Consider the following 9,906-nt stretch of genomic DNA (forward strand, 5'->3'; position numbering starts at 1 on the left):
TGTTTTGATTTTGTATTTCAGCTATTACTCCACTTCCACCACATTTATAACATTCAAACACATGGTACCTGTCAAATTCGTCATACTCTTGGATAACGCCACTTCCATTACAGTTTGGACATTCTCTATTTGTCATACCTCGCTCCTTTCATGTACGTTGCCGATGACTTCCCATGTTTCAAGTCCTTCTTGTTGTAATGTGTAATGTTCCCAATTTATTCTCTGAATTTCATCTAATGGTATTCTTCTGAACGCTCCGTTCTCATATCCCACATACCATCCCCAATAGCTATCCCAATGCATCACATCCCCCTCATAAATCTCTACACCGTTCTTGTCGACAAGTCCTGTAAACTGCCCTATGGTTTCGGGGATTATTGCAATCGAATTTAATGCAATAATTTGACCACAAGGACGCGAAGAAGCGTGTTCATAAAAAGGAAAGATAAAACTCTGCGAACCTTCGCTATCCATTTTAATAAGATTGCCATATACCCACTCGCCATTGTCTACACGCTTTCCCCTAAACTTAATCGTCCTCATACGGGTCTTCTCCTCTCCAATTTGTAGGTGGATTACCCTTACTTTCCGCAAGACAAACCATTACTGCTACTGTAACTGCTACTAATGCTCCGACAAATAGACTGATTACTAAAAATAACAAATTCATACTCCTATCTCCCGTCCCATAGTTCACCAACATATGTAAGAGTATAAATACCTTTCCCATATTTCTTAATTTCTTCTATTTGATCTTCTGATATGAGTATTTCATTTCTCCCGACTTCAATATACTTATCGTCTATCTCATTCCATACTGTGTTATGAGTTCCGTTCGTGTACTCATTAAATGTCACACTATAAATTCTCTTCTTCATTTTCCACCTCTCTATCAACTCTTGATATTCATCTATTGGCTTTTCACCCACAATGTCTGTCCCTCTTTTCCCGCACATTCTGCATATCCATTTACATTGTGGAGGGTTACTGCATAGGATTTCATTACTATAAACTTTGTCATGATAATGGTATGTTATGCTCATTGGCTTAATACAAGCGGTAAATTTACAAAAGCCGGACAACATATCAAAATTTTCACAACCAATACATTCTTGTTTCATACTCCCACCTCAAAACTGTACCCATCTAACTGTTCCACCTTCTTTTCCCTCTCCTGCTTTTCTTTGAGGGCAGTAATAACAAGGTCATGATACTTATAGGTTTCGGGCACATCGTCAGGTATTTCACCTTTTGCGTTTTTGTATTTGATCATCGCATCCCAATAACGTTTTTCTCTCTTAAAACAATCTATCGCTTTTTGTATATCCATCACTCTACCTCACTTTCCTTCCACAGTTTGGGCAAAAATTGTAAGGTGTATTGTACGCATCTACCGAACGTCCTGATTTATCCGTTACTGTTTTAACGGATTTGATGCCATAACTTTCAATTCCGTTGCAACAATGACACCCCTCTTGATTTTGGGAAAACTCAATCACATCCTTAAGCCTGCGTATTTCTTGTAGGCAATCTTGTGCGACCAAATCCACCCTTGTTTCAAATGTACTATACTGTCTATTCTTGTTTTTCTCAATTACTCTTTCTAATTCACGTTCTATTTCCATATCATTCACCTCAACTTTCCATATCGCCGTCATCAAAAAAATCAGTAATCTTATACTGCACGTTGCCTTGTGCAGATAAAAATTCAAGAGCATTTTTAACGGCTTTTCTCTCAAATTCATGAGGAAAATCAGAATCTTTATTGAGATAAGCAAACAGCAAATCTGTGACAATAGTTATGTAATCTTCTCTTTCGGCAGAAATTATACAGTCCGAATTGTCTGAAAATACTATTTCCCCATCATTGGGATATACTGTTGTAATACTAACCATTTCTTCATATGAACAAGCCGTAAGCCGACACTCTTGAGTCGGATTGTATTTTCTACACGTTACGCATTTAGGGTATCTACCTGTTTGATACATACTTCACCTGCTTTCTCAATAATTTCCGATAATCATAATGCCCTTAGCAAATCCCTTGCGGGTTGTGTTGATAGGTTGTACTGTTTTATCAGTTGCGTTTGTGTACCACTCTTTGAATTTTTCGACCGCTTCCCTTTTGCTGTCTGCTCTCACAATCGCTACATCGTCCGCATTATCGTGATTTGTTCCTTGACTATAATGTATAAAATATTTGCTCATATCTTCACCTCTTTCAATCGTTACAAATCGGACACTTGCTTTTTATGGGCGAATGTTCACAGAATTCATTGTTCTCTCCTCTATTTTTTGAAAATGTAACAACAGAAATGTCAGCCATACGAATCGTGATTAAATTATGCGTTGTTTGAAATGTGTAAAATCCCAAATTACTGTTTGTCCATGCTTGAAAAAATGCTGAAAATTCGCTTTCTGTAAGTTCTACAACAAACGCATCATCAGAACCCTTTATCCAAAAGTAAACCTTAGTCTTATCCATATCTTCACCTCAACTTTCTTCCGCAGTTCGGGCAAAAGCTTGCCGTAATGGGTTTCAGCCACGTCTCGCACGTTTCATACTTCACAGACAGAAATCCTTTTTCATTTGAAAGTTCTTTACAGTATATGCAAGGCTCTGCCCTCATCTGTTGGAGTGCGGTGATGGCAATTGGAATTGCATTAGCCATATCTTCATCACGCCATATCCCAACCGATGGGTCATGAATATTTTCGACATCCCAATCGTGCAAAATATCTATCGCCCTCTTTACATCTTCATCCGTCACAGACTGACGAGCGATTTCTTCATCAATGAGTTCAAGGATTCTATCTTCATATGTTGCAGGTAATTCTCTATCTTCCATAACCATTTTAAATTGATATGCATTTCCTCTTAGTTCTTTCAACTCTTCAGTCGTCATTTTCCCACCCCTTTCAAGTAAACACATATAACAGTTGTTGCGTGAGTTCTATACCCATTGACACTTGTTTTTATTTCTGGCCATATAGCACTTACTTCTCTGTCTGCTATGCTCTCATGTTTTTTAGCATAAAAATTAAAACATATAACTCTGTCGTCTCGTGGGCTTAGAACTCTTATGTCTGTTTTTGCTACTTTCCCTAATTCTCCGAGCGTCATTCTTCCACCTCTTTCATAAATTAAATTTTTCAATATCTTTGCGGTTTTCGTTGTAAAGTTTTGATATTTCACGTCTTATACGCAAATAGCTATTTTGTATCTCATCATCCTCAAATCTAAATCCCCACCTGGTGCTACCGTCACCATCTATAAATACTTTAAAAGAAGTGCTATGTCCCACATTACCAAGAAACTCAATATAAGCAAGCATACAAACCAAGTTGTCAAAATTACCATTCCCCATTAATTCAATCTTCACTTGATACCTCCAGTTCTCTCAACTCTTTAACTGACCATGCTCTGTCGTAACCTATGAACGGGAATAGTCCATTTGTAAGCTTTATATGTTCATCGTTCGGTTTCCCACAAAAATACCCAACACTTGTTTCTATCGGCTTACTTTGAAAAGCATACAAAATCATATTTCTTGCTATCCACCAATCCTCCGGCAAGTAATTCACCAAATGCCATTCCCTCTTGCTCAACTTCGGTGCTTCTTCAAACTCAATATCAAAGCCAAATAGTTTTAGAATTGCAAGGATTTTATCTTTCGGGGTTGTATCAAAATAAATTTCAACAACATCTCTGCATTTTGTAATTGTCTGTACTGCAATAAAGCCGCAATACTTGCCAACCCGATATTTGCCATTCTTTAAATCATCCAATTCTTCCCATTTATTTATCTTCATTTTGTTCTCCTATAAAACGTTGCTTTTATTCTGCGGTTTCCGAAATATCGTCTTCGAGTTTAACCATTATATTAACCAACCTATCTTGACAATCTCTAAACATCCATTGGTTCATATCTTCGCTAATTCCTTGTATTTCAATTCTTATAATATTTAACACTTGATTGACCGTAGTTGGGTTAAAATTTCTGGCTTCAATATATTTTTTATAATTGTCTATTTTGGTTTTCATGTTAAAGTTACCTTTCCTTTTGAGTATTCCATATATCCATATTTTTCCTGAATTTTAAACTTTTCTATTGCATCAATTATTATGCTCATTCTTCTACCTCCAACTCCCTCAACTCTTTTACGCTCCACGCTCTGTCGGGTGTTATGAAAGGGAATAGGTCGTTTGGAAGCTTTATATAATCATCGTTCGCTCGCCCACAGACATAGCCAGTTTCTCTTTTTATCGGTTCAGATTGAAACGCAAATAAAAACATATCCCTAGCTATCCACCAATTATCTGAAAGCCAATTAACCCCATGCCATTCCTTCTTGCTCAACTTCGGTGTTTCTTCAAACTCTATATCAAAACCAAATAGTTTTAGAATTGCAAGTGTTTTGTCTTTTCCGACCACATACAAATCTATGGAAACTATTTCTCTACTCCAATCGTCAATTGGTGCTCGTATTCTAAGAGAATTACCTAATACCAAAATCTGAAAGTCTTTGTTGTATTTACAATCTAATTCATCCCAACTCTTTATTTTATGTTTGCCATCCAACTCTATCCACTTACTTATCTTCATTTTCCTCTTCCTTTCTAACTTCTTCCTTTATTCTTTCCATAAACTGAAAATATGTTTCCTTTGGTAATATACTACTTAATGTTTCCTTTTTAACTTTAAAGGTCTCAATAATTAATCCATTAATAAAAGAAGAATCAAACATAATTTCAATATCTTGAAAAAGTTCTTTATAATATCTAACAACTTCTTTAAAATTTTTTTCACTAAATTCTGGTTTTTTGCTATCTGCTTCCCAATAGAACAAATATAAATCACCCATTGTAGTAATTATTTCTTTATTCAATGCTTGGCGGGCGATGCCGCCTTTCACATATTTTTTTGCTCTATTAATAGCATAAATCATATTATCAATATAGCCACAAACATTATCACTAAAAACAAAATCAGGATTTATTCTAGTGATTGAATTTTTGTTATCATGCCAATTATAAACAGTTGCATTAAACATTACCGGTCTTTCTTCTTCATTCTCTACAACTAAATTTATATATCTATTAAAACCAACATCCTCATTTGCTCTACTATTATTAAATCTAACTTGATAAATTTCTAATTTTTCTCTACGATAAATTTTAGCAAATGCCCAAACAAAATTTGGAGGAAATTGAGCGAACTTAAGTTCCTTATCTCTAACCTCTAAAAAATGTTCTGCAAACACACCTATTGTATTGGGGTATTTATTTATTTCTTGTAAAAGAGTTTCTAAAGCAAAGGCACCATCAAAACTATCGTCAGAATCTGCGAATACTATAAAAGGACAATTGGTACTATCTATCCCCAATTGTCTCGCCACTCCTGGACCTCTATTTTCAGGCAAAGAAATCTCCCTTACACTCATATAATTAGAGAACAACTTAACTATTTCACTATAATTATCTCCACAATCATTCACTATTGTAACTATAATATTGTCTATTATAGTTTGACACAATATAGAACCTAATAATCTCACTATTGTTTTGTGAGAATTATAAGCAGGAATTATTATATCTATTAACTTATCCATATTACTCCTTTATTTATTTATTTATTATTTTTTTCTCCTAAATTTACCTTATGAAGACAAATTTTTCATTGTCAAGTTACTTACGTAACTTAGTCTCTAAAAGGCCGGAGACTATTCCTTCATGCTACATTAACCATGGATTCACCTGGGTGTACTTCCCTTACCTCTAAATCACTTCGTTCTCTGAGTACTAACGCACGTGCTTGGATAACACGTTTGACAATCCATACTGTGCCCGCAAGCTGGCGCTACCCAAAGAAAAGCTATTTGGCAAACATTGTATGACCGTATCCGTCTTCTACATGAGTGGATAAGACTTCAGTTTTTTATAGAGGCTTCCCGCAGCTCCCTCTCTCTTTATTCTTTTGTTGGCAACAATTTGCCAGTAGCAAGTAAATCGGCCATGTTATTATATTTATTGTCTTGATGTCCTTTTACTTTAACGATTGAAAATTCTTCGTTTTTAAACCAAGGAACAAGTGAAACCCACAACTCTTTGTTTGCAACTGGTTCTTTTGAACTATTTATCCAACCATTATATATCCATTTTTTCCACCATTTTTCTTTCCAACATCTAAATAAATAAGCTGAATCAGTATATATTACAACTTTCTTAAACTCACAATCTAGATTTTTTTGGGCGTAATCTAAAGCTTTAATGGCGCCCATTAACTCCATTTTTTGATTTGTTGTATAGGTTACTTGTTCTGATAAAAGAATTTCTTTTCCATCAATTAGTAAAATGGCACCCCAACCACCTGGGCCTGGATTACCACGACAACTACCATCTGTATAAATATTAATTTTTTCCATTTTTTCCTTCTTTCGATAGTCTCGGAATTTCACTATCAAAAGACTGTAAATATTCTTTATAGTCTTCGGGATAATTTTCCTCGGCAACTCTAAGAAGAGAAATCATGTCGTCTTCTAAAACTTCGCATTCCTCTAAAAGTGCATCTGCTTCTTTTGCTTTAATGCTTTGTGTTCTCCACAAATCACTAATTTTTCCCAGTAGTTCATCAAAACTTTCCATAATTGCTCCTTTTTAATTTCTATAATATAATTATAGCATAGTATTTGACATTTGTCAACAATTTTCTTTTTTGACCATATTAAACATATCTACAATATTGTCCATAAGCGGATATCTAATATTAGAAACAGAATTTTGTCCAAACTCTCCATTGACTAAATCTACATACATTGTGAATTGACCTTCATCGCCCATATAAAATTCGTCATATTTTTCTTTTGTTAGCCATTTTTTAACATTAATTTGTTCTATAGCTAAATTATCAAATGAAACAACAGAAAACCATTGAAAAATTTTGTCAAGGTTTTGACTAACATAATTTTGATTAGTTTTTATTTGAAAATCAAATTTTTCTCTATAGTCTATTCCTCTACCAAAATCTTTATATCCAAGAAAAAGAATTTTGATTTTTTTATTTTTTAATAATTCTATTTCATCTGGACAGACAATACCATTGATTACGTGCAAAACAACATTTTCGCCCGCAGCCGAAAGTTTTTCTAAAAACTCTGGTGAAATATGTGACAAAGAAACACCTAATCCATAAATTAGTTTTTCTTCAATTAACAAACGAATAAAATGAAAGTTTTTCTCAAAATGAACTTGATTTACAGTGATGTTTGCGATAATTTTTTTGTCCTTAAGAGTTCTTAAAAAATTAATAAGTAAAGGATGCTCAAAAACATTTCCTCCACCAATAGCTAATTCCGTGTATGGTTTTAAACTATTAATAAAATTAGGAAAAAGATTTGGTGCGTTTAAACCATCGGAAGTTGATTTTTCATGGCACATTGGGCAACCTAAATTACATTTGTTTGTAATTTTGATATCTATATTTTCTGGAAATTCAGACTCAAAAAAATTTAAATTGTTTTCACGTATTTTTGTACCATCATCATAAATTTTTACATTATAATTACCGTTTTTGTATTTTCCAAGTAATTTCATTTATTTTCCTTTCTATTTAGCAGTCACGTCCAAAATAACCAAAAGCTACCATTTTATCTCCACTAGGAGTAATAAAATATTCTTCAAAAGTTTCAAGGCCGCCGCCATAATTTTCTTTTCTTTCAAAACCATAATCCATAAGAAGTTCTTCCCAATTTTCATAATCATAATTTTGAGCTTCTTCCATTTCTTCTGAAGAAAGCCAATCTCTCTCTAAAATGATTTTTTTTGCTTCTTCAAAACTATAAATTTTTTCTTGATAAATAAAACTATCTGTTGAATCTAGTTTGTCGTATTCCTCTTTTGTCATAATAGTTAAGCTGTGAACTGAACTTGAGTTTGTTTCAAAAACACCTTTTCTTACTACTTTCATTCTTTTTCCTCCTTTTAATTACACTTTATATTTTTAGAATTAGTTATCATTACTAATAATAATTTTATATTTTTTATTAAAAATAAATTCTTGTAAATCAATTCCATTTAAGAAGTCTGTTAAAGAGCAAACTGATTGATGATCAACCTGTCCCCAGCCGTTCTTGCCAAGTTTGAAAAAAATCTTACAATCATAATCTTCAACGGCAGCAATAACTCTTTTACAGTCAGGGGAATCAAAAAATTCTTCAGCTGCATACTCACTTTCTTCTTCACTATACCATGAAAGACCAGAAGTTGAGGCTATCAAAGCAAATAAATAATTTATTTTTTCACTAGCTTCTGTTAAAGTTGGTCCACTCCAACCATATTCTTCTGGCACAACAATAAAAATTTGGTTTTTATCTTCCCACTTATCTTTTTTATTGTCAATTGTTAAACTATGCATTGAACTTGAATTAGTTTCAAAAACACCATTTCTTATAACTTTCATAAAACTTCTCCTTTTATATTCTTATAATATAATTATAACACAATATTTGGCAAAAGTCAATAAAAAAAAGGGGAGAACCGCAGTTCTCCCCAAATATTTAGTTTTTTTCTGAAAAATTTACTAGTAGTTTTATACTAGAAGCGACACTTTTTAGTTCTGCATCTTTTTGAGATAATTGACTAGTTAATCCACTAATTTTTGCTTTCTCAGCGGCAAGACTAACTTCCAACTCTTTGATTTTGTTTTGTGCAGCGTAAAGGTCGCCACTTAGTTTACCAATATCTACATTAACTTTATTTAATTGAATTTTTAAGTTTGCTATTTCGGCGTTTTTAACACCAATTTGTTGTTCCAAATTAGCAACTTTTTGTTCCGACATATTTAAAGCTGTTTTCAATTTATCATATTCAACTTGAGGAACTCCTGTTTGAAGTTTAGTTAATTCCATAATCATTACTGAATTACAATTAACATCATATAAATCAGGGCTTATTGGCAATTTATATTTTTTTTGAAATTCCCCTAAACCATTAGAAGTAGCTTGTCCCCATGAACCATCTGCTCCATAAGAAACACCTTTATTTGTCATTGGTATTCCTAATTTAAGAAACCCTGTTTGCATACTTTCAACATTCTTATTCCCACTTAAACTATCTTTATCTCCTCTTTTACTTATTACCATATTTCCTCCATAGTCAACAAAAGGATTGAAATACCAAAATGCCCATTGGTTAGTACTTGGTCTTTTACCAATCTCATACTGAACAACTCCATAATTGCCGCCACGTGACTCCCATCCAACCCACTTACCATTGTGAACAACATAAGCTCCCCAATGTCCTGGGTAACCTAAACTAACTCCCTCTATTTTAGGAAGTGTTTCTATCGGTCCATGCGGCAAACCAAGTCTTATAGCTTCTTTATAAAGCATATCTTCATTAAAATCAGTTGACTTATTTTTAATATAATTTATTGAACCATCTGGCTCTACCCAGCGAGCATATTTATCAACACCAACACAATCAGCAACTCTTTTGCCCAACCACCTTTTCAATTCGTCAAGATGATCTGGCGATTTGTACCAATTCGGCAATCTTATAGAGTTATCGTTCCATAATTGTTGTGTGGCAATTTGACCATATGTCCCAAGCCAGTAACCAAAACCTTCTGTTTTCTTAATATTTTCTACGTAAGGAATTACAGGTTTTAGTGCCATAAAATCACCTACTCCCCCGAACTTGCATTTAAAACCCCATCGTCTTTAATGTCTTTTAAGTCGGAGATTATATTTTCTACTTTCTTTCCAATATAGGCTTTTGTTATAAATGGATGAAGAAACTTTGGCATTTTTTCAAAAACATAATTAACAACAAATTCCTTTTTTTCTTCTCCTGTTATCAATCCATTGTTTTGAAAAGACTCATTTGCTTTTTTTTCAGCAAATAAC

General features: G+C 33.6%; 22 protein-coding genes. All 22 read right to left on the reverse strand.

Annotated features, from left to right (window positions below):
* Positions 1–132: 132 nt before the first annotated feature.
* On the reverse strand, positions 133–543 hold the full coding sequence (locus M0R38_12165; GenBank protein ID MCK9482487.1) for a YopX family protein: 411 nt from the start codon (positions 541–543) through the stop codon (positions 133–135).
* Complete coding sequence (locus M0R38_12170; protein MCK9482488.1) at positions 530–670, reverse strand: hypothetical protein; 141 nt, start codon at positions 668–670, stop codon at positions 530–532. The genes M0R38_12165 and M0R38_12170 overlap by 14 nt, the downstream gene beginning before the upstream one ends.
* Positions 671–674: 4 nt before the next feature.
* Positions 675–1,121, reverse strand: a complete 447-nt coding sequence (locus M0R38_12175; protein ID MCK9482489.1) for a hypothetical protein — start codon at positions 1,119–1,121, stop codon at positions 675–677.
* Positions 1,118–1,330 carry a hypothetical protein gene (locus tag M0R38_12180; protein MCK9482490.1) on the reverse strand — a complete coding sequence of 71 codons (213 nt, stop codon included), beginning with the start codon at positions 1,328–1,330 and terminating at the stop codon, positions 1,118–1,120. Before M0R38_12180 ends, M0R38_12175 begins: the two co-directional genes overlap by 4 nt.
* 4 nt (positions 1,331–1,334) lie before the next feature.
* Complete coding sequence (locus M0R38_12185) at positions 1,335–1,625, reverse strand: hypothetical protein (GenBank protein MCK9482491.1); 291 nt, start codon at positions 1,623–1,625, stop codon at positions 1,335–1,337.
* 10 nt (positions 1,626–1,635) lie between these two features.
* On the reverse strand, positions 1,636–1,896 hold the full coding sequence (locus tag M0R38_12190; protein ID MCK9482492.1) for a hypothetical protein: 261 nt from the start codon (positions 1,894–1,896) through the stop codon (positions 1,636–1,638).
* A 108-nt stretch (positions 1,897–2,004) separates the two neighbouring features.
* The gene (locus M0R38_12195) at positions 2,005–2,208 is read right to left on the reverse strand and encodes a hypothetical protein (protein ID MCK9482493.1); all 204 of its coding nucleotides are present in this window, start codon (positions 2,206–2,208) and stop codon (positions 2,005–2,007) included.
* 13 nt (positions 2,209–2,221) lie between these two features.
* Positions 2,222–2,485, reverse strand: a complete 264-nt coding sequence (locus M0R38_12200; GenBank protein ID MCK9482494.1) for a hypothetical protein — start codon at positions 2,483–2,485, stop codon at positions 2,222–2,224.
* Positions 2,486–2,489: 4 nt separating this feature from the next.
* Positions 2,490–2,906 carry a hypothetical protein gene (locus tag M0R38_12205; GenBank protein MCK9482495.1) on the reverse strand — a complete coding sequence of 139 codons (417 nt, stop codon included), beginning with the start codon at positions 2,904–2,906 and terminating at the stop codon, positions 2,490–2,492.
* Positions 2,903–3,157, reverse strand: coding sequence for a hypothetical protein (locus M0R38_12210; protein MCK9482496.1), 255 nt, complete (start codon positions 3,155–3,157; stop codon positions 2,903–2,905). The genes M0R38_12205 and M0R38_12210 overlap by 4 nt, the downstream gene beginning before the upstream one ends.
* Positions 3,138–3,383: a hypothetical protein gene (locus M0R38_12215; GenBank protein MCK9482497.1), complete on the reverse strand. Its 246-nt coding sequence runs from the start codon at positions 3,381–3,383 to the stop codon at positions 3,138–3,140. Before M0R38_12215 ends, M0R38_12210 begins: the two co-directional genes overlap by 20 nt.
* The gene (locus M0R38_12220) at positions 3,373–3,813 is read right to left on the reverse strand and encodes a hypothetical protein (GenBank protein ID MCK9482498.1); all 441 of its coding nucleotides are present in this window, start codon (positions 3,811–3,813) and stop codon (positions 3,373–3,375) included. The genes M0R38_12215 and M0R38_12220 overlap by 11 nt, the downstream gene beginning before the upstream one ends.
* Positions 3,814–3,838: 25 nt before the next feature.
* Positions 3,839–4,045, reverse strand: a complete 207-nt coding sequence (locus M0R38_12225) for a hypothetical protein (GenBank protein ID MCK9482499.1) — start codon at positions 4,043–4,045, stop codon at positions 3,839–3,841.
* Positions 4,046–4,130: 85 nt separating this feature from the next.
* The gene (locus M0R38_12230; GenBank protein ID MCK9482500.1) at positions 4,131–4,607 is read right to left on the reverse strand and encodes a hypothetical protein; all 477 of its coding nucleotides are present in this window, start codon (positions 4,605–4,607) and stop codon (positions 4,131–4,133) included.
* Positions 4,594–5,613, reverse strand: a complete 1,020-nt coding sequence (locus tag M0R38_12235) for a glycosyltransferase family 2 protein (protein ID MCK9482501.1) — start codon at positions 5,611–5,613, stop codon at positions 4,594–4,596. The genes M0R38_12230 and M0R38_12235 overlap by 14 nt, the downstream gene beginning before the upstream one ends.
* A 357-nt stretch (positions 5,614–5,970) precedes the next feature.
* Positions 5,971–6,426, reverse strand: coding sequence for a ribonuclease HI (locus tag M0R38_12240; protein ID MCK9482502.1), 456 nt, complete (start codon positions 6,424–6,426; stop codon positions 5,971–5,973).
* On the reverse strand, positions 6,413–6,646 hold the full coding sequence (locus tag M0R38_12245; GenBank protein ID MCK9482503.1) for a hypothetical protein: 234 nt from the start codon (positions 6,644–6,646) through the stop codon (positions 6,413–6,415). Before M0R38_12245 ends, M0R38_12240 begins: the two co-directional genes overlap by 14 nt.
* Positions 6,647–6,700: 54 nt before the next feature.
* The gene (locus tag M0R38_12250; GenBank protein ID MCK9482504.1) at positions 6,701–7,594 is read right to left on the reverse strand and encodes a hypothetical protein; all 894 of its coding nucleotides are present in this window, start codon (positions 7,592–7,594) and stop codon (positions 6,701–6,703) included.
* Between the two features lie 16 nt (positions 7,595–7,610).
* Positions 7,611–7,967 carry a hypothetical protein gene (locus tag M0R38_12255; GenBank protein ID MCK9482505.1) on the reverse strand — a complete coding sequence of 119 codons (357 nt, stop codon included), beginning with the start codon at positions 7,965–7,967 and terminating at the stop codon, positions 7,611–7,613.
* A 39-nt stretch (positions 7,968–8,006) separates the two neighbouring features.
* Positions 8,007–8,459 (reverse strand): hypothetical protein, encoded by a 453-nt coding sequence (locus tag M0R38_12260; GenBank protein MCK9482506.1) that lies wholly within the window; start codon positions 8,457–8,459, stop codon positions 8,007–8,009.
* A gap of 97 nt (positions 8,460–8,556) precedes the next feature.
* The gene (locus tag M0R38_12265; protein MCK9482507.1) at positions 8,557–9,675 is read right to left on the reverse strand and encodes a hypothetical protein; all 1,119 of its coding nucleotides are present in this window, start codon (positions 9,673–9,675) and stop codon (positions 8,557–8,559) included.
* An 8-nt stretch (positions 9,676–9,683) separates the two neighbouring features.
* The coding region (locus M0R38_12270; GenBank protein ID MCK9482508.1) for a hypothetical protein at positions 9,684–9,906 on the reverse strand (223 nt) is incomplete at its 5' end.

It is taken from the genome of Bacteroidia bacterium (genome assembly GCA_023228875.1).
In the GTDB taxonomy this organism is placed as follows: Bacteria; Bacteroidota; Bacteroidia; order NS11-12g; family UBA955; genus JALOAG01.

Bases quoted from the DNA above. Each gene is read 5' to 3' on its own strand.
- M0R38_12165 (MCK9482487.1), bottom strand. From the start codon at position 543: ATGAGGACGATTAAGTTTAGGGGAAAGCGTGTAGACAATGGCGAGTGG.
- M0R38_12170 (MCK9482488.1), bottom strand. From the start codon at position 670: ATGAATTTGTTATTTTTAGTAATCAGTCTATTTGTCGGAGCATTAGTA.
- M0R38_12175 (MCK9482489.1), bottom strand. From the start codon at position 1,121: ATGAAACAAGAATGTATTGGTTGTGAAAATTTTGATATGTTGTCCGGC.
- M0R38_12180 (MCK9482490.1), bottom strand. From the start codon at position 1,330: ATGGATATACAAAAAGCGATAGATTGTTTTAAGAGAGAAAAACGTTAT.
- M0R38_12185 (MCK9482491.1), bottom strand. From the start codon at position 1,625: ATGGAAATAGAACGTGAATTAGAAAGAGTAATTGAGAAAAACAAGAAT.
- M0R38_12190 (MCK9482492.1), bottom strand. From the start codon at position 1,896: ATGGTTAGTATTACAACAGTATATCCCAATGATGGGGAAATAGTATTT.
- M0R38_12195 (MCK9482493.1), bottom strand. From the start codon at position 2,208: ATGAGCAAATATTTTATACATTATAGTCAAGGAACAAATCACGATAAT.
- M0R38_12200 (MCK9482494.1), bottom strand. From the start codon at position 2,485: ATGGATAAGACTAAGGTTTACTTTTGGATAAAGGGTTCTGATGATGCG.
- M0R38_12205 (MCK9482495.1), bottom strand. From the start codon at position 2,906: ATGACGACTGAAGAGTTGAAAGAACTAAGAGGAAATGCATATCAATTT.
- M0R38_12220 (MCK9482498.1), bottom strand. From the start codon at position 3,813: ATGAAGATAAATAAATGGGAAGAATTGGATGATTTAAAGAATGGCAAA.
- M0R38_12225 (MCK9482499.1), bottom strand. From the start codon at position 4,045: ATGAAAACCAAAATAGACAATTATAAAAAATATATTGAAGCCAGAAAT.
- M0R38_12230 (MCK9482500.1), bottom strand. From the start codon at position 4,607: ATGAAGATAAGTAAGTGGATAGAGTTGGATGGCAAACATAAAATAAAG.
- M0R38_12235 (MCK9482501.1), bottom strand. From the start codon at position 5,613: ATGGATAAGTTAATAGATATAATAATTCCTGCTTATAATTCTCACAAA.
- M0R38_12240 (MCK9482502.1), bottom strand. From the start codon at position 6,426: ATGGAAAAAATTAATATTTATACAGATGGTAGTTGTCGTGGTAATCCA.
- M0R38_12245 (MCK9482503.1), bottom strand. From the start codon at position 6,646: ATGGAAAGTTTTGATGAACTACTGGGAAAAATTAGTGATTTGTGGAGA.
- M0R38_12250 (MCK9482504.1), bottom strand. From the start codon at position 7,594: ATGAAATTACTTGGAAAATACAAAAACGGTAATTATAATGTAAAAATT.
- M0R38_12255 (MCK9482505.1), bottom strand. From the start codon at position 7,967: ATGAAAGTAGTAAGAAAAGGTGTTTTTGAAACAAACTCAAGTTCAGTT.
- M0R38_12260 (MCK9482506.1), bottom strand. From the start codon at position 8,459: ATGAAAGTTATAAGAAATGGTGTTTTTGAAACTAATTCAAGTTCAATG.
- M0R38_12265 (MCK9482507.1), bottom strand. From the start codon at position 9,675: ATGGCACTAAAACCTGTAATTCCTTACGTAGAAAATATTAAGAAAACA.